We start from the raw sequence: 19,290 nt of genomic DNA, 5'->3' as shown, positions 1-19,290 counted from the left end.
CCTAGACTTCAAGGGTTTTCAATCACGCTGAAAAGAGGACAAAGCCCTAAAACTAATATCGTTTTAGGGCTTTGTCAATAATTGAACCCCGGATTTTTCATCCGGGGGTTTCACCGTGTCAGCAAACCCTCGCATTCGTTGTCGGACCTGCGCGTTGGTGCTCAATGCGAAGTGGATCAACGGCTAAATTCTCAGGCATCCTGCCTAAACGCCGTCGTCATCACATCCTGTGAAAGCCCGCTCCAATGCTCGTCCTTCCTAGACTTCAAGGGTTTTCAATCACGCTGAAAAGAGGACAAAGCCCTAAAACTAATATCGTTTTAGGGCTTTGTCAATAATTGAACCCCGGATTTCTCATCCGGGGGTTTCAGACTTATTCAGATACAGGAAGCACAGCTCCGTCGTATTTTTTCTCGATGAAGTCTTTGATCTTTTTAGAGTGAAGAACTTCCATCAGCGCTTTGATTTTTGCAGAATCTTCTTCGCCTTTTCTCACTGCGACGATGTTAGCATATGGGTTGTTTTTCGTTGATTCTACTTCAATTGCATCTTTTTTAGGATTTAATTTATTTTGGATCGCATAGTTTACATTGATGAAGACCGCGTCTCCTTCTTTGTTTTCATATGCTTTTGCCGTTAATTCAGGCGCTACTTTTTTGAATTCAAGGTTTTTCGGGTTTTTCTTAATGTCTTTCAATGTTGCGTCAACGGTTTCCACTTTAGAATCAAGAGTGATTAATCCAGCGTTTTCAAGCATTGCAAGCATACGGCCTTGTTCAGCAACGTTGTTTGTCAGGATGATTGTCGCACCGTCTGGAAGGTCTTTCAGTGATTTGTATGTTTTAGAGTAAATACCAAATGGCTCTAAGTGAACAGCGCCGGCATTCACAAGTTTGTAATCTGTGTTTTCTTTCATTTCTTGCTCAAGGTAAGGAATGTGCTGGAAGTAGTTCGCGTCCACTTCTTTATCAGCTAAAGCTTTATTGTACATTTTGTAATCACTAAGCACTTTCACTTTCAGCGTATAGCCTTTTTCTTTCAGCAATGGTTCAGCTTCTTTTAAAATTTCCGCATGCGGTGTTTTCGTTGCTGCAACGACAATTTCTTTCTTGCCGGATTCAGCGCCGTTATTCGAACCGCAGGCAGCCATAACTCCTGCAAATACAAGCAGTAATGCACCTAAAAATAGCTTTTTCAATGTAAATCCTCCCTTATCGTTTGTCTATAATATTTGTTATTAAATCACCGATGATTTGAATAATAAATACGATGATTAAAATAAACACAGTCGCAACGAAGGTAACATCAGCGTTATTAGACTGATATCCTTCTACGTACGCAAGGTTTCCAAGGCCTCCTGAACCAATGGCTCCGGCAATTGCCGTTGAGCCGATCAAAGCGATGGCTGTAACCGTAATGCCAGAAATAAGAGCCGGCATTGATTCCGGAATCAGCACTTTGAAAATGATCGTAGACGTTTTTGCGCCCATTGATTTAGCGGCTTCAATCACACCTTTATCCACCTCACGCAGCGCGATTTCAACAAGACGCGCGTAAAACGGTGCCGAGCCGATGACCAGCGCCGGCAATGCGGCGTTTGGCCCTAAGATCGTGCCGACTAAAAACTTCGTAAACCCTAATAGTAAAATAATTAAAATAAGGAACGGAATCGATCTGAATATGTTAACAACGGCAGCAATCACAGAGTTGACCGCTTTATTCTGCCAGAGGCTTCCTTTGCTCGTCAGAAAGAGCAGCAAGCCGAGGATGACCCCGATGACAAAAGCAAACAGCAAAGAAATCAGCGTCATATAAAGTGTTTCATATGTCGCGTTCCATAATTCAGTTAAATCAACGTTCGGGAAGTATTTTTCAAACATTCGTGATCACCTCTGCTTTCACCTGTTTGTCATTAATGAACCGGATCACGTTTTGCACTTCTTCCTCGTCTCCGTCAATGTGGATGAACAGTGAACCGTAAGCTCCATCCTTCGTCTGCGAAATTTTCCCTTGCAGAATATTGACGCTGACATTGAAGTTTCTGATCATCTCTGTAATCAGAGGCTTTTCAGCTGACTCACCGACAAATGTGAGCTGAACCATTTTTCCTGATGCTGTATCATCAAGAAGGTGCTGAAGCGTTTCTTTCGTTTCTTCTGGCTCTGTCACCTGTTGAACAAATCGTTTTGTCATTTGTTCCTTTGGATTTTTGAAGACGTCGAGAACCTCGCCTTCTTCGACCACCTTACCGTTTTCCATGACGGCGACTCTGTTGCAGATTTTGCGGATGACATGCATTTCGTGCGTAATCAGCACAATCGTCAAACCGAGTCTTTCATTAATATCGGACAATAGATCCAGAATTGAATCTGTCGTTTGCGGATCTAATGCTGATGTCGCTTCGTCACAAAGGAGAACCTTCGGATTGTTTGCAAGCGCTCTGGCAATTCCGACACGCTGCTTCTGACCGCCGCTCAGCTGGGACGGATATGATTTTTCTTTTCCTTCTAAACCTACCAGTTTAATCAGTTCATTGGCGCGCTTGATCCGCTCGCTCTTTTTCACCCCGGCAATTTCTAAAGGAAACATGATATTATCTCTGACAGTCCGCGACCAAAGCAAATTGAAATGCTGGAAAATCATACTGATCTCATGGCGTGCTTTTCTTAAACCGCGTCCATTTACTTCATTAATCTTTGTTCCCGCCACTTCCACGGTTCCTGAGGTTGGTTTCTCAAGGCCGTTCAGCAGACGGATTAAGGAACTCTTACCAGCTCCACTATATCCTATAATTCCAAAAATCTCACCTTTTTTAATGGAAAGCGAGACATTTTGGACAGCATTGACATCTCCATGTTTCGACTTGTAAACTTTTGAAACATCCTGAAGATTGATCAAAGCAATCACCTGCCTTAACACTATTCTAAGAAATCTTCCGGTTTTTTCTGCAAAAGAAAAGCCTTTCTGCACACTTGAGCAGAAAGGCTTATATAAAATGCCTTTCTCTCATCTTTCAAAGCTGAACGCTTCGTGTGAATTGGCACCATTTCAACAGCGTTGATGGTTGCCGGGCTTCATAGGGCACTTCCCTCCACCTCTCTTGATAAGAGAAATATATAGTCTTTTTCGTCCGGAAATTCTTAATGTAGAATAGCACGGCGAATGATTAAATGTCAATAAAATAAATGATGACAACTTTTACTATTATAATAATTTATTATTTTTCAATTCTTTGAAATCCTCTGAAAAAATCCATTTGTCAGCCAGAGAATGGCTTCTAGCTTTAACAGGGCCCTGAATGACCCCTTTACTTTGAGGCTTCCGCTCTGAATCAAGTGCTGAAGGGAAATATCTCCGTGCAATAAATCAATAATTTCCGTTTGGTTTCCGTAAAAGGTCAGGTTGGACGTTTGGGGCGGAGAAACTTTTTTCATTTCTCCCTGTTCGTTTATTGAGACGGTTAAGGCTTCTGCTTCTCCTTGAAAGGTAATGAGCAATGTTGAGGCATTCAAAAGGGGTTTTAAAAACAGATGCTGATACTCATCTTCTAAAACTTCCGCTTTCTCCATATGTACAACCTCCTATTTGTTGGTCATACATACACATTTCTCTCTCTGTCGCAAGAACCCCTTTATAAAACGAACGACAATTTCGTTGGATATGCTGAGAAATATGTCATAATTGGGATGCGGAAGATGATTTTTGTTTAATCAGCTCATATAAATAAGAAACGGAATGAAACGCATATCCTCTTTCGACCACCTTTCCGCCTTTAAACAGCAGAAAACAAGGGACACTTTCAATTTGATATGCTTTTGCAAATGTCGGAGAGTAATTGACATTGTTTTGATAGAAGGCGACATCAGGCAGCATTTCTTTCACCACTGTCAGCATTTTGCTTGCAAGCTGGCAGGTGCCGCAAAACGGAGTATATAAATATAGAAGGTACACATCATCTTCAATGTGATCAAGTTCGTGTTCTTGGAGTTCTTTCATGCTATACACCTCGGGACTTTCTTTCAAGAAAAATAGTATGGACATTCAGATTCGCACGCAGTAAGACAGAGGCGACGTGGTGCCTGGGCGCAGCCGCTACTTCCTTATAGGCTCTGTCGATATGGAGATGGCAGGCTTCATTAAATTCACGCTTCAGCTGTTTTCTCAATTTCTCGCCTGATTCATCAGCATCAACTAATATATAGACGTCTTTATCATAAAGCTCGTCAGCCAATTCCTCAAGCTTCAGCTGGCTGATTGTTCCGTTTGTGCAGATAATGCGCACCGGTTCATTCAGGACGCTTTCGATTTTCTCTTTATCTGATTTCCCCTCGACAATCATAACCTTTTCCAGCTCATCCATCTTCTTCACCTGCCGCGTCAAATTTGAAACGTTCAGATTGTAAAAGAAGGCAGTGAAATTCACCGCCAACATTTAACACCAGCCGTTTTCGTAGTCACAATCTACATATTTTGCGTCGTCACCAGAGACCACATCGGCTGTCTTATAAAACTTCTCATTTTCAAAGGAATAACCGGACTTAAGCTCATATTCATTCATGCTTGTCATTTGGCCGATCATCTCATTATCATGATATAACGAGAGCCGGCCATTTTGAAAGCGGCCTGTCACGTCGTTGGTGACATCGAGCTTTTGTTTGTCGAAAGCCATATTGGACACCTCCCATAACGTTAGCGTGTCCAATTGCTTTTACGGCTATCCTGTTTTAGTCTTCTTGTGTCATCTCTTCGTATTGCTCTGCTGTCATCAGTTTTTCAATTTCAGAAGCGTCAGTCGGCTCAACAACGATCATCCATGCTTTTTCGTACGGAGATTCGTTGACGAATTCCGGACTGTCATCAAGATCTTCGTTTACTTCCACAACAGTTCCGTTAATCGGCGCATAAAGCTCAGATACCGTTTTAACGGATTCAACACTGCCGAATGGCTCGTCCGCTTTGATTTCAGCACCCACTTCAGGAAGTTCGACAAACACGATGTCGCCTAGCTCGGACTGGGCAAAATGCGTAATTCCGATTCTGGCTTTTTCTCCTTCAACTTTTACCCATTCGTGTTCTCCTGAGTAACGCAAATCTTTTGGTATGCTCAATTGAATCCCTCCATTTTTTACAGCACTACAATAAGAAGATACCACACTTTTCAAAAAAAATTTACATTAAGCCCAGTTTTCTTCAAATTGGTCTTCTTTAAATCCGACAGTCACTTTTTCGCCGTCTGTTGTAAGCGGGCGTTTGATCAGCATTCCGTCTGAAGCCAGCAGTTCGAGCTGTTCGTCCTCTGACATGTGATACAGCTTTTCCTTGAGATTGAGCTCGCGGTATTTCATGCCGCTCGTGTTGAAAAATTTCTTGAGATCCAGCCCGCTTTTTTCATAAAGCGCTTTTAATTCTTCTTTGCTTGGCGGCTGCTCAGCAATATGTATTTCGTTTATTTCTTTCCCATGCTCTTCAAGCCACTTCTTTGCTTTGCGGCACGTTCCGCATTTAGGGTACCAGTAAAAAGTTAACGACATCTTCTTCCCCCTCAATAAAATAATCGAGGTTATTTTAACACAGTTTGTTTTAAAAACCTAAAACAGTGCTTCTTAAAAAAGAGCTCCGCGCATGCGGAGCTCATGGCCAATCAGACAATATATTTCTCAGCCTCAAAAATGCCTGCCGCCGCCTCGCGCTTTTTCTGAATCACGTTTTTAGGCGTTACGCGTGTCAGCTTGCGCAGAGCGGAAAGCATCATGCGGAGTGAGTCTCCTTCTTCCATGGCGATAAGGGATTCCTTCGCATGCGCTTCAATTTCGTTAAAGGCTTCTTGAACGAAAATTTCTGTGTACAGCACCTTTTGCGCTGCTTTTTCAGCGCCTTGTGCTGCAATGGCCTTTTCCGTTCTGAGCACGGCCGATTCCATTGCGTATACATTGCTGACGATATCCGCGACGTTCACGAGAATTTCTTGCTCATGATCGATGGCTTTTCCGTATTTTTGCGCAGCTAGGCCGGCGGCAAACAACGCAATTTTTTTCGCTTGCTTAACGATATATTTCTCTTGCTCTAAGACGCCGCTTCCAGGCTCTTCAGGCATAAGCATCATGAGTTCTTCCTGCAGCGACTGTGCTTTTTCAAATAGAGGCAGCTCGCCTTTTAGCGCTTTTTTCAGGAAAGTGCTTGGCACGATTAATCGGTTGATTTCGTTTGTGCCTTCAAAAATTCGATTGATCCTTGAATCCCTATACGCTCTTTCTACTTCGTACTCCTGCATAAAGCCGTAGCCTCCATGAATCTGAACGCCTTCATCAACAATATAATCAAGCGTTTCAGAGCCAAACACCTTATTCAGAGAGCATTCGATGGCGTATTCCGCAATTGACTTGGCGATTTGCCGGCCGTCCTTGAGATCTTCGGCCGTGAACTGGCTCATATTGTCTTCAAACAGCCCGACGGTTCTGTATACAGAGCTTTCCATCGCATACAGCCTTGAGGCCATTGTCCCGATTTTTTCCTTTGTCAATGAAAAACCTGCAATCGGGGTTTTAAATTGGCGGCGCTGATTTGCGTATGCCGCAGACAGCTCGATGACCCGTTTAGATGCGCCAATTGTGCCAACCGCCAGTTTGTAGCGGCCAATGTTTAAAATATTAAAGGCGATGACATGCCCTTTGCCGATTTCTCCGAGCAGGTTTTCCTTCGGCACTTCAGCTTGATCCAAAATGAGGGTCCTCGTCGATGATCCTTTGATCCCCATTTTCTTTTCTTCCGGTCCCGTGGAGACACCCGGGAACTCTTTTTCTACAATAAAGGCTGAAAACTTGTCGCCATCCACTTTAGCGTAAACCACAAAAACATCGGCAAAAGCAGAGTTGGTAATCCACTGTTTTTCCCCGGTTAATACATAATGCGTTCCTGCTTCGTTCAGCACGGCTGTTGTTTTTGCTCCAAGTGCATCAGACCCAGAGCCAGGCTCAGTCAGAGCATAAGCCGCGATCTTTTCGCCTGAAGCGAGGCCAGGCAAATATTTTTTCTTTTGTTCTTCTGATCCGAAAAAGACGATCGGCAAGGAACCGATGCCGACATGCGCGCCATAGGAAAGAGAAAAACTTCCCGCACGAGAAAATTTCTCAGTGATGAGCGCCGAGCTGATCTTATCTAGGCCGAGCCCGCCGTATTCTTCCGGCACATCGGCGCCAAGCAGCCCTAGTTCGCCCGCTTTCTTCAACAGTCTGACAGAATGCTCAAATTGATGGTTTTCGATGTCATCTATATGAGGGAGAACATCTTGCTCGATATAATCCTCTGTTGTTTTCGCAATCATTTTATGCTCGTCAGTGAAATCCTCCGGTGTATACATTTGATCGTATGTGACATCCTCAATTAAAAATCCGCCGCCTTTTAGTACGTCAGCCGTTTTTTTTGCCATTTGTTTTTCCCCCTTTAGCATAATTCAAATACACCGGCCGCTCCCATCCCGCCGCCGATACACATGGTCACGACTCCAAATTGCTCGTTTCTCCGTTTCATTTCATGGATGAGTGAGAGTGTAAGCTTTGTGCCCGTACAGCCAAGCGGGTGCCCAAGCGCGATTGCGCCCCCGTTGACATTCACTTTTTCTTCATCAATTCCCAATTCTCTGATCACTTGAATGGCCTGTGAGGCAAAAGCTTCGTTCAATTCAAACAAGCCGATGTCCTGCAGCTGAAGGCCGGCAAGCTTCAAAGCGCGTGGAATTGCTTCAACCGGCCCGATTCCCATGACTTCCGGCGGCACGCCGCCTACTGCAAAGGAGCGGAATTTCACAAGCGGGGCCAGGCCAAGAGCATCGGCTTTTTCCCGATCCATCAGCATGACAGCCGCCGCTCCGTCACTCGTCTGCGAGGAGTTGCCCGCGGTCACCGTTCCGTCAACGGAAAAGGCCGGGCGCAATGTCGCTAAGATGTCTGCAGTCGTTTGCGGGCGAACGCCTTCATCCTGAGAAAACACGAATTGTTTTTCCTGCGGCTTATGGTTTTCTCCGATTTCTGTCACCGTCACTTCGACAGGTACAATCTCATCTTTAAATTTCCCTTCTGCAAGGGCTTTAGCGGCGTTTTGATGGCTGCGAACGGCAAACGCATCTTGATCCTCACGGGAGACGCCGTATTTTCTCGCAACCTGCTCGGCTGTATGTCCCATGCTCATATAATATTCCGGTGCCTGTTCTGCCAAAGCAAGGTTCGGCCGGGTGACATGCCCCATCATCGGCACCTGTGACATGGATTCTGCTCCGCCAGCAATCGCTGTATCATAGGCGCCGAGCATAATTTTTTCTGCCGCATATGCAATAGACTGAAGGCCGGATGAGCAATACCGGTTGACTGTAATCGCCGGAACCGTGTATGGCAATCCCGCGAGCGCCCCGATATTTCTCGCCATATTAAGCCCCTGTTCCGCTTCAGGTGTTGCACAGCCGATAATCAAGTCATCAATATTGCCTTCGTAGCCGCCTGCCCGTTTCAGCGTTTCTTTTACGCAAATCGCTCCCAAATCATCCGGGCGAACGGTGGCCAACGATCCTTTTTTTGCTTTCCCAACCGGTGTTCTTGCACCTGATACAATGACTGCCTCTTTCATAAGCTCCCTCCTAATTCCGTAAAGGTTTACCTTTCACAAGCATATGCTGCATTCTCGCTTGAGATTTTGCCTCTCCCGCCAAACTCAAAAACGCTTCTCTTTCGATCTCCAATAAATACTCTTCATCAACCTCTGTACCGAACGGCACTTTTCCGCCCGCAATGACATAAGCGAGTTTTTTCGCAATCTTGAAATCATGCTCAGATATATAGCCAGACAGTTTCATCTGCTCAGCGCCAAGCAAGAGTGCTGCATAACCGGTTTCTCCCGGCACCTTGACCTTTTCTTTTACAGGCGGCCGCCAGCCGGTATCGTATAAGGATGCGGCCAGCTGCTTCGCATCGTACAGCAGATGGTCTTGATTCACGCTAATGTGATCGGTTTCTTTTAAAATGTTCATCTCACGAGCCTCTTGGGCGGAAGCGGACACTTTCGCCATCGCAATTGTTTCAAATGTTTTCATTGCCGCATTCATCGGATCATGGCCGCGGCGAAGATGATTGATGTACAGCTCTTTGTTTCCCCCTCCGCCAGGGATGAGGCCGACACCGGATTCTACAAGTCCCATATAGGCTTCGCTTGCCGCTTGAGTGCGAGCCGCAGGCAGGCATACTTCCGTTCCTCCGCCGAGCGTCATGCCAAATGGCGCGGCGACGACCGGTTTCGCACTGTATTTGATCTTCATCATCGTCTCCTGAAAACGCCGTATCACAAAATCAACTTCCAAAAAGTTGTCATCTTGGACTTCCATTAAGATCATGGCGAGATTTGCGCCGACGCAGAAATTTTTTCCTTGGTTGCCGATGACAAGGCCCTTGTAATTCCGTTCTGTTTCCTCTAATCCTTTGTGGATCATTTGAATGATATCGAGGCCGATCGCATTGCTTTTCGAATGAAATTCAAGAAGGGCCACATCATCTCCAAGGTCAATCAAGCTAGCTCCGCTGTTTTTCGCAATCACGCCTTTTGTTTCTTTAAGCGCTTGTAAATGAATTCGTTTTTTGTTTTCTTTCACGGCTCTGTATTCGCCGCGGTCATAATAAAATACCGTTCCGTTCTCTTTGATGTAGAAGGTTTCATTTCCTTTGTCCAGCATCTCTTTTATCCAGCCAGGCATATCTGCTCCAAGCTGCTCAAGCTTTTCCGCTGACTGCCTGAGGCCGATGGCGTCCCACATTTCAAAAGGCCCCAGCTCCCAGCCGAATCCCCACTTCATGGCTTGGTCAATCGCATGAATATCATCGGCAATCTCACCAAGCAGCTCGGCTGAGTAAAGCAGGGTTTGAGAAGTGATATTCCACAGCAATCGGCCGGCCCTGTCATCCGAGTAAATAAGCGCTTTCATTTTGACCTTTGTCCCTTTTGCCTGTTTTGCCGCTTCAAGTGCCGGTGTTTTCATTTTTGTCCGCTCGCCATAAGTAAGCGTCACTGGGTCAAGCTCATAAATAATTTTTCCTTCTTTTTTATAAAAGCCTTGGCCGGCCTTACTTCCGATCCACCCTTTTTCCAGCATATCGTTCATGAAGCTTGGAAGGCGAAACACTTCTTTCTCATCGCCATCGGCTTTGTCATACACATTTCGGGCAACGTGGGCGAATGTATCGAGGCCGACAACATCAAGCGTTCTGAAGGTGGCGCTTTTCGGCCTGCCGATCAGCGGACCTGTGATCGAATCAACCTCTCCAACCTGATAGCCGCCTTTCAGCATTTCTTGGACTGTCACGAGAAGCCCGAATGTTCCGATTCGGTTTGCGATAAAGTTCGGTGTGTCCTTTGCTGTAACAACACCTTTACCGAGGACATTTTCTCCGAAAGCTGTCATAAACTTTAAAATATCTGGATCCGTTTCCTTAATCGGAATGATCTCCAGCAGCTTTAAATAGCGTGCGGGATTAAAAAAATGCGTTCCAAGAAAATGGGCTTTAAAATCATCCGATCGGCCTTCAGCCATTTCCTGCACTGATATGCCGGATGTGTTGCTTGAGACGATGCTTCCAGTCTTTCGATGTTCATCCACAAGAGCGAAAATTTTCTTTTTGACTTCAAGGTTTTCGACAACGACCTCAATAATCCAATCTGCTTCTTTCAGTTTTTCTGCATCATCCTCCAGATTGCCCGGTGTAATATAGGAGGTATTTTTCGCTGATGTGAGGGGAGCGGGCTTTTGTTTCAGCAGTTTTTTCACCGCCTGCCGGCTAAGCCTGCTGCGCACCTCCGGACTGTCCTTCGTCAGCCCCTTTTTTTCCTCTTCCTTTGTCAAATCGTTCGGCACAATATCTAGCAGCAGGACAGGAATTCCGATGTTAGCCAAATGCGCCGCAATCCCGGAACCCATTACCCCCGATCCTAAAACGGCTGCCTTCCGAATGTGTTTGTGCATGAGATATCCCCCTTGAACATTGAATGAATAGTCATTCATTTTTTGACTAAAAAAAATGAAACCCGTTTCTTCTTTCATCTTAAAAGATTTCCGGTTCGACTTCAATAGCTAATTTGTTATTTTTTTGTATGAAGCCTATAAAAGACGGGTAACTTAAGCCCGGAGGTGAAGGGAATGGTGCGAGAGAAAAAAAATCCGTCTTCTGCGGCAGTCAGCGCGGCGAGCGTAAAGGGAGATGCCGGTCCGACTCAGCATTACGGCGGCGGAAAACGGACAAGTCAAAATCAGCAGTATAAAAAACATAACATGGAACAATCATAATGCAGCTGCTTCCCGCGGCTGCTTTCACTTTTTCAGAATTCCTTTTAACACAAATGCTGCATTGGCGGGCCGTTCGGCAATTCTTCTCATAAAGTAGCTGAACCAGTCTGTTCCATATGGGACATACACACGCATTCTGTAGCCTTCTTTCGCGAGTTCCTTCTGACGCTCTGGCCTGATGCCGTATAGCATTTGAAACTCAAATTGCGATGCGGGGATTTGATGTTCGTCGACGAGCTGTTTCGTAAATGCAATAATGTCATCGTCATGTGTGGCGACAGCCGTGTAGTTCCCGCTTAATAGCTGCAGCTTTATTAAGCTCTGAAAATGTAGGTCTGTTCCTTTTTTGTCAGGAAACGCTACAGCCGCAGATTCTTTATAAGCGCCTTTCACAAGTCTGAGATTCGGCTTTACGTCACGCATCTTTCTAATATCTTCTGCCGCTCTGTACAGATACGCCTGAATGACCGTGCCAAGCTTCTCAAATTCCTGTTTGCATTGCCTGTAAATAGAAAGTGTCTGTTCATAATGAGAATAGTCTTCCATATCAATGGTCACAGCAACATCATATTGCTTCGCAATGGAAAGAATGGCGCGCAAATGAGTAAGAGCAAGTTCTTCTGAAAGATCGAGCCCAATTGAGGTCAGTTTAAGTGAAAGCTCCGACTCCAATTGATGTTCGGCAATGGCTTGAATGGCTTTCTTGCATTCCTCTGCGACTTGGTTCGCTTCTTTTTCCGAAGCTGCATACTCGCCTAAATAATCAATTGTTGCACACAAACCGGATCTGTTTAGCCTTTTGACGGTCTTAACTGCCGATTCAATCGTATCCCCTGCGACAAATCTTCGTGCTCCAAGCCTCTTTCCATATGCTTTTGCGAACTTGGTAAGCGTTTTATTTTGAGATAAAAATAAAAACACATGTCTCAACATCCGACTCCCTCCCGCCATCATCTTCAAAACACCTGTATACAACTCCCAGTCTGAAGGAAACTATAAAATGAACTGAAATCAAAGGAGGATCACAATGGACAATCAGCAGCAATCTCAAATGCCGCCTTCCGTTATTTCAACAAAGGATCATTTGTATCTCAATGACATGCTGAACTGGAATTTGCTCGCGATGAAAAAAGCGCATTTCATGGCGCAGCAGTGCCAGGATCAAACGTTAAAGCAAGAACTCGATCGCGTCGGACACATGCATCATGATCACTATCAAAGAATATTAAAGCACCTGCAGCCAGGGCAGCAGCAGTCCGGCTACATCCAATAAGGAGGCGTCAGAATGAATCAACAAAATCAAAAAATCAGCAACCCTCAGACACCTGTACCGACAACATCGGAAATGAATGACAGAGATTTCGTCAACGAACTGCTGACAACCGAAAAATACATGACAACAGCTTATTGCACAGCCTTGCACGAATTCAGCCACGAGTCTCTTTATCAGGATATTCAATCCATTTTTGATGAGTCACAAAAAGCGCAAAGAAAACTGTATGACCTCATGTTCCAATATGGATGGTATTCTGTTGAAGCGGAGGATGCCCAAAAGCTGCAGCAATCCTATCAAAAATTCCAGCAGACCATTCAGCAGCAGTCTCCTTATCAGCAATAACAATATTAGAAAAAGGATACGATGTTCTTTCGGACATCTATCCTTTTTTTTGTGTAAAATCAGTTGACTTTTCATTTACGCTTATTTATATTTAATAAGCATTAACTATTTTGTCATCAAAATATATATACAGTGTATGTAACAGAGGGGAATTGAATATGAAGAGTGCGGATCAGTTAATGTCCGATATCCAATTATCGCTTCAGGCGCTCTTTCAAAAGATACAGCCTGAGATGCTGGAAAGCATGGAGAAACAAGGTGTCACCCCAGCGCAGCTGTTTGTGCTGGCCAGCCTAAAGAAACACGGCAGCCTCAAAATTTCTGAAATTGCCGAGCGTATGGAGGTGAAGCCAAGCGCGGTGACGTTAATGGCAGATCGCCTTGAACAAAAAAATCTTATCGCCAGAACACACAATACAAAAGACAGGCGAGTGATTGATCTCAGTCTTACTGATGAAGGAGACAGAAAGTTCGAGGAGATTTTGGCAGGCAGAAAGGTCATTATGGCGCGCTATCTTTCCTTTTTGACGGAGGAGGAGATGCTTCAGGCGGCGCATATTACAGCAAAGCTCGCACAGGCAGCAGCGGAAACGGATGAAAAGCAAAACATGAAAAGAGGAAACGGATGAAAATGAGTAAAGAAGGCAAACAATCCAAACGGACGCTATTAATAACAGGCTTAATTATTGCCATGTTTTTTTCAGCCCTTGACGGTACCATTGTCGGAACGGCCATGCCGAAAATTGTCGGTGATCTGGGCGGTTTGAGCATGATGACCTGGCTGACAACTGCATATTTGTTAACATCAACAACCATTGTTCCAATTGCCGGCAAGCTGGCTGATTTATTGGGGCGCCGCATTGTCTATGTATCAGGTTTGATTATTTTTATGGCCGCTTCTGCTTTATGCGGAATGGCCAACAACATGACAGAATTGATTATCTTCCGTGGACTGCAAGGAATTGGCGGAGGCATCATGATGCCGATGGCGATGATTGTTATCGGTGACTTGTTCACAGGAAAACAGCGTGCTAAATTCCAAGGGGTCTTTGGCGCGATTTACGGGCTTGCTTCAGTAATTGGGCCGCAAATCGGCGGCTGGATTGTAGACTCGTTAAACTGGAAATGGGTTTTCTATATTAACCTGCCAGTCGGAATTATTGCGGTTATTTTCATTGCAAGAGGATTACAGGGACGCCAGCAGACTGGTCCGATCAACTTCGACATCGCTGGTATTTTCACGATGATTGTCGGTGTTGTCAGCCTCTTGCTCGCCTTAAGCTTTGGCGGGAAAGATTACGCATGGGATTCATGGCAGATTCTTGGTTTGTTCGCTCTCGCACTGATCGGCATTGTCAGCTTTATTATCGTAGAATCAAAAGCAAAAGAGCCAATCCTGCCAATGTATTTATTTAAAAACAGAACATTTACCTTTCTAAACTTGATCGGCTTCTTTATGAGTATCGGTATGTTTGGCGCCATTACGTTTGTTCCTTTCTTTATGCAAGGAATTGTCGGTGTAAGTGCGTCTGAATCGGGTACAATTATGACACCGATGATGATCTCTATGATTATCACAAGTATTATCGGCGGCCAGCTTGTGTACAAAATCGGAATTAAACCGCAAATCATTACAGGCATGCTGGTTATGGCCGGCGGATTCTTGCTGTTAACGACATTGGATCTTGACACGAGCAAGCTTGTCGCTACATCATATATGGCGATTATTGGCCTTGGAATGGGTCTTGTTATGCCGATTCTGACATTGGCTTTACAGGAAAGCTTTTCGAAAGAGGAGCTTGGCGTTGTCACCTCATCCAGCCAATTCTTCCGTTCTATCGGCGGAACATTCGGCATTACCATGCTGGGATCCGTAATGAATGCGAGATCAGGAAATCTATTAACAGATAAATTGGTGCCGTATTTAGACTCTCTTCCGGCACAGGCAAGCCCGTTTGCCGCCCAGCTAAAGGGTATGATTGATACAAATCCGCAAGGGCTGCTGCAATCACTGTTCAGTCCGGACGCAGTCAAACAAATCCCTGCGGCTTTCTCATCCCATATTTTGCCGATTTTAAAAACATCGTTGATGGATTCACTCCACAGCGTGTTTTATACAGGTCTGATCTTTATCGCAGTCGGAGCCGTATTTACATTGTTCTTAAAACCTATCAAACTATCAAATAAGAAAACGGGAGAACAAGTGAAAGAGAAAGCGGCAAAAGCCGTTGAATCACCTTCCCATTAATAGAGCACCCCGCGGGTATCAAACCGCGGGGTTTTTTTATTCAATCATCTGGGCCCTTCCATTTCCGAAAGACCAATCCTCATTCTGATTTCCGGCCAGCATGATAAACACATCCTCTTTTCTTACGCCAAGCTCGAAATGAATCCGGCTTGCGATTGAGCGGTAAAGCGCTTTTTTCTGTTCAGTTGTTCTTGAGTGTTTCAGTGTAAAATGAATGTATATCAGTTCATCAGTACGCTCAACTTGGAGATAAAATGGATCATAGAAAAATTCGCCTTTTTCATATTGCTTGATGACTTGAAAATAGTCATCTTCCGGCACATTGATTTCTTCAATCATCGATTGGTGGATAGCCCTGCTCAGTTTTTGAAGCCACGCTTCGCTTCTTCCCGACCGTAAATGAATCTGTACAAATGGCATCTCCCTGCATCCCTCTCTTTACAGCGTCTGTCCGCTGTCAATTGTGATAATTTGTCCTGTGAGTGATTCCTGTTCAACTAGTGAACAAATCAATTTGGCAACATCATCCGGTTCAGCAATATACTGCAGCGGCAAAGAACCGATCATGCTTTTCATTTTTTCTTCCCGGCCAGCCCACCATCTCGTTGCCACAGCTCCTGGTGCTACACCGCTCACTCTGATGTCAGGCGCTAAAGCGTGGGCCAATGATTTCGTTAAACCGTGCACCGCCGATTTTGATACTGCGTAAGGCATAGATGAGCCCGCACCGGTTAACCCTGCGATGCTGCCGACGTTTACGATCGCTCCGGCCTTGCTTTTCTTCATGAACGGAACCACTGCCCGCGCGCAGAAAAACATTCCTTTCACATTGACGGCATACAGCTCATCCCATATGTCTTCTGTCGCAGCCTCAAGATCATCCATTGGAATATGCCGTGTAATGCTGGCATTATTCACTAAAATATCAACCGTTCTGTGTGTGTTCACGATTGCTTGAATCATATCCTGCACTTCGCTGTTTCTGGATACATCTGCTTGGATGGCGAAGGCTTGCCCGCCAGCTTTTTGAATCATTTCCACTGTTTCCTCCGCTTCTGATTGAGAACGTGAATAATTCACCGCAACAATCGCCCCGCGCTTTGCCAATTCCATACTGGCTGCTTTTCCGATTCCTGTGCCGCCCCCCGTTACGAGAGCTATTTTGTTCAAGACATTCATTGCCGCCACTCCTTGCTGTTGACTAAAATATATTTCTGATTCCATTGTAATCCAGCTTTGATGTTACGTATAATGATTGTTAAAGATAATTGATATCATTCAGATTGATATCAAATAAACGGAGGAGTTCAAAATGGAGAGCGGAGATTTACGTGTGTTTCAAATGGTAGCCCGTGAAGGGACCATTACGAAAGCGGCCTTGCAGCTTGGCTATGTGCAATCGAATGTCACGGCCAGAATTCAACAATTGGAAGCTGAACTGGGTACGACGCTGTTTTTGCGCCATAATCGGGGCATGACACTTTCTGCAAGCGGAAAGCTGCTGCTGGACTACACAAATAAAATTATCGGCCTTCTTGATGAAGCGTCTAAAGCGCTCTCATCCTCCGCAGAACCAAGCGGGCCGCTTATGATCGGCTCCACTCAGACAACTGCCGCGGTAAGGCTTCCAAAGCTTCTGGCATCTTATTATGAAGAACATCCAAACGTCCAGTTGTCTTTAACAACAGGACATACACAATTTCTCCTTGATAAAGTTCTTCGTTATGAATTGGACGGCGCGTTTATCGGATGCGAATGCAATCATCCAGAGCTCGAATCCTATCCGGCATTCGAGGAAGAACCAGTAGTTGTTTCGGCTGCCTCTGTGTCCGATGTTGAGGAAGCCATCACAAAGCCGATTCTCGTATACAGCACAGGCTGCTCGTATCGAGAAACACTTGAAAAATGGCTGCGCTCCGTCGGTATCACACAGCCGGTCATTATGGAATTTGGTACGCTTGAAGCAATTATCGGCGGGGTTACAGCAGGTCTTGGCATCTCGTTGCTGCCTAGAACGGTTGTACAGAAGCATGAGGCAGAAGGATCGATTCAATTGTACCCGCTGCCTGAAACACTCAGACAGATGAAAACAGAATTTATTGTTCGAAAAGATTCATTTATCAGCAGCGCGCTGCGGACCTTTATGGATTCCTTTGCACCAGGTAAAACGGACGAATCACAAAAAAGCAGCCTGCTATGATGAGCAGACTGCTTTTTGGCTATTGTTTGTTTCGATGCGCTTCATTTAATTCTTTAATATGCTGAATGATATCTTTAATGCCCTGCTTTGCGTCGGGGTATGTCCCATTCCAATGCTTAGCAAGCGGAGGCATGCTCTTGGCTATATGCGTGTACAAAATCCATTGCTTCACTTCTTCTTTTAGCTCATCGTTTGTTTCACCAAGCAGAAGTTCCGTATACTTTTCCAGCAATCCATCCAGCTGTTCCTGAAGTTTTTGTTCCATTTTCCATCTTCCTTTCGAAAAAACAGCAAGGAGCTTTCTCAAATGAAAGCTCCTTCGCTGGCGTTATTTATCCATGTGATGTGAAAGCCGCTTCCTGGACAATGCATCTGCCCCTGCCATGAGGAATGCAAAGAGGCGTTCCGAACAGCGGGTCCTGTGTAACCTGACAGTTCATAGAAAACACATTTTGCACAAGGTCACAAGTGATAACCTCTTCCGGACGGCCTTCTGCATAAATCTGTTTATCTTTTATGGCCACAAGATGATGCGCATAGCGGCATGCCAGGTTTAAGTCATGGAGAACCATAACAATCGTCCGCTCTTCCTTTTCATTCAGCTCAAACAGCAAATCAAGAATTTCAATTTGATGTGTCATGTCTAAATACGTCGTCGGCTCGTCTAGAAGGATGATATCCGTTTCCTGGGCAAGCGTCATCGCGATCCAAGCCCGCTGGCGCTGTCCGCCAGACAAAGAATCAACGGCACGGTCAGCCATGTCCTCAAGCTTTGTTGCTTTAAGCGCTCTCTCAACTGCTTCCTCATCCTCTTTTGACCACTGCTTCAGCCAGTTTTGGTAAGGATATCTTCCTTGCTTCACCAGCTGGTGCACCGTCAGCCCCTCTGGAGCCGAAGGACCTTGGGGCAGGATGGCGAGCTCTTTTGCGACTTCCTTCGTCGGAAGCTTGGCAATGGCTCTTCCTTCCAGCAGCACAGAACCGCCTCTCGGCTTCATCAGGCGCGCTAATGAACGTAAAAGTGTCGATTTTCCGCAGCCATTGCTGCCAATAAATACGGTAATTTCACCTTTGGGAATTGTTAAATTCAACTCATCAATAATAACGGCATCCCCGTATCCTAAGCTCAGCGTTTCTGTAGAAATTGCACTCATACCCATAACCGCTCCTTTTTGCTGGCTTTTTAGCAGCACTATGTATTGCACGTTTTCTATATACATGCTTTTCAGTCAATTGTCGTCAATGCAAGTGATTCGATATTCAGCCATTTGATATGGTCATCTATCCCACATTGTAGCAGAAAACACTGACTTTGAAAATCATTTTCAATTAGTTTTTTGGACATAATTGGCGTTTATGGTTTATTTATCACACGATTATTTCTTGATTTCTCTGATGGAGCCGTCCTTCAGCTTTAGTTTTAAATCGATATGATCATAATGACTGTCCAGATTAAATGCTGCCAGTACGCTGTGTATCACTTCTGTTTCAGCCATTTGATCTGTCACGGAAAGCTCGCTCAGAATCATTTTCATCTCATCCAATGCTTCTTCTCCCTCCTGATTGACACCGGAGAGCTTATCCTGTATTTCCGCTTTTTCCTGAGTCCCGTTCTTTGTATAGATTCCTTCATAACGGTTATGCTCACCATCCCCGTAGCTCACACGAAGCGAAAAATTGCTGTAGGGAACGGACTTCAGCTGGGTGGCGGCTGTATTTTCTCCTTCTGCCTGCTGCTGGTCTTCATTGAGACGGCAGCCTGCAATCAGAACCACTGCGAGACATACAGCCCCGGCTGCTCTGATCAAATGCATATGTTTCCCCCCTGTAGGATTCCATTTGTTTTAGGTATATCCAGAGAATGAAATCCTCATTCAGAGAAGAATTGAAAAAGCCGTGGCATTTAA

Annotated in this window: 24 protein-coding genes and 1 riboswitch; of the genes, 6 read left to right on the top strand and 18 right to left on the bottom strand. The window is 45.0% G+C overall.

Annotated elements, in window-relative coordinates; translation table 11 throughout:
- Positions 1-373 precede the first annotated feature (373 nt).
- The 12 genes from metQ to BFW96_RS04450 form a co-directional block, all read right to left on the bottom strand.
- Positions 374-1,198, bottom strand: a complete 825-nt coding sequence (metQ, locus tag BFW96_RS04505; RefSeq protein WP_014665307.1) for a methionine ABC transporter substrate-binding lipoprotein MetQ — start codon at positions 1,196-1,198, stop codon at positions 374-376.
- Between the two features lie 13 nt (positions 1,199-1,211).
- Positions 1,212-1,880 (bottom strand): methionine ABC transporter permease MetP, encoded by a 669-nt coding sequence (gene metP / locus BFW96_RS04500; RefSeq protein ID WP_003228593.1) that lies wholly within the window; start codon positions 1,878-1,880, stop codon positions 1,212-1,214.
- Complete coding sequence (metN, locus tag BFW96_RS04495; protein WP_069838785.1) at positions 1,873-2,898, bottom strand: methionine ABC transporter ATP-binding protein MetN; 1,026 nt, start codon at positions 2,896-2,898, stop codon at positions 1,873-1,875. Before metN ends, metP begins: the two co-directional genes overlap by 8 nt.
- A 105-nt stretch (positions 2,899-3,003) precedes the next feature.
- Positions 3,004-3,110, bottom strand: a riboswitch (SAM riboswitch).
- Between the two features lie 114 nt (positions 3,111-3,224).
- On the bottom strand, positions 3,225-3,569 hold the full coding sequence (locus BFW96_RS04490) for an SCP2 sterol-binding domain-containing protein (protein WP_014665309.1): 345 nt from the start codon (positions 3,567-3,569) through the stop codon (positions 3,225-3,227).
- A gap of 106 nt (positions 3,570-3,675) precedes the next feature.
- Positions 3,676-3,996: a thioredoxin family protein gene (locus BFW96_RS04485; RefSeq protein WP_040081889.1), complete on the bottom strand. Its 321-nt coding sequence runs from the start codon at positions 3,994-3,996 to the stop codon at positions 3,676-3,678.
- Position 3,997: 1 nt separating this feature from the next.
- Positions 3,998-4,360 carry a toprim domain-containing protein gene (locus tag BFW96_RS04480; RefSeq protein ID WP_041521423.1) on the bottom strand — a complete coding sequence of 121 codons (363 nt, stop codon included), beginning with the start codon at positions 4,358-4,360 and terminating at the stop codon, positions 3,998-4,000.
- 72 nt (positions 4,361-4,432) lie between these two features.
- Positions 4,433-4,669 (bottom strand): YusG family protein, encoded by a 237-nt coding sequence (locus BFW96_RS04475; protein ID WP_003228581.1) that lies wholly within the window; start codon positions 4,667-4,669, stop codon positions 4,433-4,435.
- Positions 4,670-4,724: 55 nt separating this feature from the next.
- Positions 4,725-5,108: a glycine cleavage system protein GcvH gene (gene gcvH, locus BFW96_RS04470; RefSeq protein ID WP_014665312.1), complete on the bottom strand. Its 384-nt coding sequence runs from the start codon at positions 5,106-5,108 to the stop codon at positions 4,725-4,727.
- 66 nt (positions 5,109-5,174) lie between these two features.
- Positions 5,175-5,531 carry an arsenate reductase family protein gene (locus BFW96_RS04465; RefSeq protein WP_003222779.1) on the bottom strand — a complete coding sequence of 119 codons (357 nt, stop codon included), beginning with the start codon at positions 5,529-5,531 and terminating at the stop codon, positions 5,175-5,177.
- A gap of 110 nt (positions 5,532-5,641) precedes the next feature.
- Positions 5,642-7,426: an acyl-CoA dehydrogenase FadE gene (gene fadE / locus BFW96_RS04460; RefSeq protein WP_069838767.1), complete on the bottom strand. Its 1,785-nt coding sequence runs from the start codon at positions 7,424-7,426 to the stop codon at positions 5,642-5,644.
- Between the two features lie 14 nt (positions 7,427-7,440).
- Positions 7,441-8,616: an acetyl-CoA C-acetyltransferase gene (locus BFW96_RS04455; RefSeq protein WP_014665314.1), complete on the bottom strand. Its 1,176-nt coding sequence runs from the start codon at positions 8,614-8,616 to the stop codon at positions 7,441-7,443.
- A gap of 10 nt (positions 8,617-8,626) precedes the next feature.
- The gene (locus BFW96_RS04450) at positions 8,627-10,996 is read right to left on the bottom strand and encodes a 3-hydroxyacyl-CoA dehydrogenase/enoyl-CoA hydratase family protein (RefSeq protein ID WP_069838784.1); all 2,370 of its coding nucleotides are present in this window, start codon (positions 10,994-10,996) and stop codon (positions 8,627-8,629) included.
- 174 nt (positions 10,997-11,170) lie between these two features.
- Here BFW96_RS04450 and BFW96_RS04445 point away from each other — a divergent pair, with 174 nt between their 5' ends.
- Positions 11,171-11,317 (top strand): YuzL family protein, encoded by a 147-nt coding sequence (locus BFW96_RS04445; protein WP_003240817.1) that lies wholly within the window; start codon positions 11,171-11,173, stop codon positions 11,315-11,317.
- 24 nt (positions 11,318-11,341) lie between these two features.
- On the opposite strand, the gene BFW96_RS04440 is transcribed toward BFW96_RS04445, so the two are convergent.
- Positions 11,342-12,250: a proline dehydrogenase family protein gene (locus BFW96_RS04440; RefSeq protein ID WP_069150278.1), complete on the bottom strand. Its 909-nt coding sequence runs from the start codon at positions 12,248-12,250 to the stop codon at positions 11,342-11,344.
- A gap of 94 nt (positions 12,251-12,344) precedes the next feature.
- Here BFW96_RS04440 and BFW96_RS04435 point away from each other — a divergent pair, with 94 nt between their 5' ends.
- From BFW96_RS04435 to mdtP, 4 genes are all read left to right on the top strand, one after another.
- A complete protein-coding gene (locus BFW96_RS04435) occupies positions 12,345-12,590 on the top strand; it encodes a hypothetical protein (RefSeq protein WP_003228567.1) in 246 nt (81 codons plus the stop codon).
- A gap of 12 nt (positions 12,591-12,602) precedes the next feature.
- Positions 12,603-12,935 (top strand): spore coat protein, encoded by a 333-nt coding sequence (locus tag BFW96_RS04430; protein ID WP_003222766.1) that lies wholly within the window; start codon positions 12,603-12,605, stop codon positions 12,933-12,935.
- A 158-nt stretch (positions 12,936-13,093) separates the two neighbouring features.
- Positions 13,094-13,564: a MarR family transcriptional regulator MdtR gene (mdtR, locus tag BFW96_RS04425; RefSeq protein WP_069838766.1), complete on the top strand. Its 471-nt coding sequence runs from the start codon at positions 13,094-13,096 to the stop codon at positions 13,562-13,564.
- Positions 13,561-15,183, top strand: coding sequence for a multidrug efflux MFS transporter MdtP (mdtP, locus tag BFW96_RS04420; RefSeq protein ID WP_083252792.1), 1,623 nt, complete (start codon positions 13,561-13,563; stop codon positions 15,181-15,183). The genes mdtR and mdtP overlap by 4 nt, the downstream gene beginning before the upstream one ends.
- Before the next feature lie 36 nt (positions 15,184-15,219).
- On the opposite strand, the gene BFW96_RS04415 is transcribed toward mdtP, so the two are convergent.
- Both BFW96_RS04415 and BFW96_RS04410 read right to left on the bottom strand, forming a co-directional pair.
- Positions 15,220-15,603, bottom strand: coding sequence for a tautomerase family protein (locus BFW96_RS04415; protein WP_069838765.1), 384 nt, complete (start codon positions 15,601-15,603; stop codon positions 15,220-15,222).
- A gap of 18 nt (positions 15,604-15,621) precedes the next feature.
- Positions 15,622-16,362 carry an SDR family NAD(P)-dependent oxidoreductase gene (locus BFW96_RS04410; protein WP_040081880.1) on the bottom strand — a complete coding sequence of 247 codons (741 nt, stop codon included), beginning with the start codon at positions 16,360-16,362 and terminating at the stop codon, positions 15,622-15,624.
- 133 nt (positions 16,363-16,495) lie between these two features.
- Here BFW96_RS04410 and BFW96_RS04405 point away from each other — a divergent pair, with 133 nt between their 5' ends.
- Positions 16,496-17,383: a LysR family transcriptional regulator gene (locus BFW96_RS04405; protein WP_069838764.1), complete on the top strand. Its 888-nt coding sequence runs from the start codon at positions 16,496-16,498 to the stop codon at positions 17,381-17,383.
- Positions 17,384-17,402: 19 nt separating this feature from the next.
- Here BFW96_RS04405 and BFW96_RS04400 read toward each other — a convergent pair whose 3' ends face one another.
- From BFW96_RS04400 to BFW96_RS04390, 3 genes are all read right to left on the bottom strand, one after another.
- Positions 17,403-17,690, bottom strand: coding sequence for a YusU family protein (locus BFW96_RS04400; RefSeq protein WP_083252791.1), 288 nt, complete (start codon positions 17,688-17,690; stop codon positions 17,403-17,405).
- 25 nt (positions 17,691-17,715) lie between these two features.
- Positions 17,716-18,543, bottom strand: coding sequence for an ABC transporter ATP-binding protein (locus tag BFW96_RS04395; protein ID WP_079288351.1), 828 nt, complete (start codon positions 18,541-18,543; stop codon positions 17,716-17,718).
- 216 nt (positions 18,544-18,759) lie between these two features.
- Positions 18,760-19,197, bottom strand: a complete 438-nt coding sequence (locus tag BFW96_RS04390) for a YusW family protein (RefSeq protein WP_069838763.1) — start codon at positions 19,195-19,197, stop codon at positions 18,760-18,762.
- Positions 19,198-19,290: the final 93 nt, after the last annotated feature.

Source organism: Bacillus sp. F56 (genome assembly GCF_001748205.1).
Lineage (GTDB): Bacteria > Bacillota > Bacilli > Bacillales > Bacillaceae > Bacillus > Bacillus stercoris.
This window is presented reverse-complemented; position numbering and strand designations above follow the sequence as displayed.

Bases quoted from the DNA above. Each gene is read 5' to 3' on its own strand.
- BFW96_RS04405 (WP_069838764.1), top strand. From the start codon at position 16,496: ATGGAGAGCGGAGATTTACGTGTGTTTCAAATGGTAGCCCGTGAAGGG.
- fadE (WP_069838767.1), bottom strand. From the start codon at position 7,426: ATGGCAAAAAAAACGGCTGACGTACTAAAAGGCGGCGGATTTTTAATT.
- BFW96_RS04480 (WP_041521423.1), bottom strand. From the start codon at position 4,360: ATGGATGAGCTGGAAAAGGTTATGATTGTCGAGGGGAAATCAGATAAA.
- mdtR (WP_069838766.1), top strand. From the start codon at position 13,094: ATGAAGAGTGCGGATCAGTTAATGTCCGATATCCAATTATCGCTTCAG.
- BFW96_RS04475 (WP_003228581.1), bottom strand. From the start codon at position 4,669: ATGGCTTTCGACAAACAAAAGCTCGATGTCACCAACGACGTGACAGGC.
- BFW96_RS04390 (WP_069838763.1), bottom strand. From the start codon at position 19,197: ATGCATTTGATCAGAGCAGCCGGGGCTGTATGTCTCGCAGTGGTTCTG.
- BFW96_RS04465 (WP_003222779.1), bottom strand. From the start codon at position 5,531: ATGTCGTTAACTTTTTACTGGTACCCTAAATGCGGAACGTGCCGCAAA.
- BFW96_RS04450 (WP_069838784.1), bottom strand. From the start codon at position 10,996: ATGCACAAACACATTCGGAAGGCAGCCGTTTTAGGATCGGGGGTAATG.
- BFW96_RS04490 (WP_014665309.1), bottom strand. From the start codon at position 3,569: ATGGAGAAAGCGGAAGTTTTAGAAGATGAGTATCAGCATCTGTTTTTA.
- BFW96_RS04445 (WP_003240817.1), top strand. From the start codon at position 11,171: ATGGTGCGAGAGAAAAAAAATCCGTCTTCTGCGGCAGTCAGCGCGGCG.
- BFW96_RS04395 (WP_079288351.1), bottom strand. From the start codon at position 18,543: ATGGGTATGAGTGCAATTTCTACAGAAACGCTGAGCTTAGGATACGGG.
- BFW96_RS04430 (WP_003222766.1), top strand. From the start codon at position 12,603: ATGAATCAACAAAATCAAAAAATCAGCAACCCTCAGACACCTGTACCG.
- BFW96_RS04440 (WP_069150278.1), bottom strand. From the start codon at position 12,250: ATGTTGAGACATGTGTTTTTATTTTTATCTCAAAATAAAACGCTTACC.
- BFW96_RS04435 (WP_003228567.1), top strand. From the start codon at position 12,345: ATGGACAATCAGCAGCAATCTCAAATGCCGCCTTCCGTTATTTCAACA.
- metP (WP_003228593.1), bottom strand. From the start codon at position 1,880: ATGTTTGAAAAATACTTCCCGAACGTTGATTTAACTGAATTATGGAAC.
- BFW96_RS04410 (WP_040081880.1), bottom strand. From the start codon at position 16,362: ATGAATGTCTTGAACAAAATAGCTCTCGTAACGGGGGGCGGCACAGGA.
- BFW96_RS04455 (WP_014665314.1), bottom strand. From the start codon at position 8,616: ATGAAAGAGGCAGTCATTGTATCAGGTGCAAGAACACCGGTTGGGAAA.
- mdtP (WP_083252792.1), top strand. From the start codon at position 13,561: ATGAAAATGAGTAAAGAAGGCAAACAATCCAAACGGACGCTATTAATA.
- BFW96_RS04485 (WP_040081889.1), bottom strand. From the start codon at position 3,996: ATGAAAGAACTCCAAGAACACGAACTTGATCACATTGAAGATGATGTG.
- BFW96_RS04415 (WP_069838765.1), bottom strand. From the start codon at position 15,603: ATGCCATTTGTACAGATTCATTTACGGTCGGGAAGAAGCGAAGCGTGG.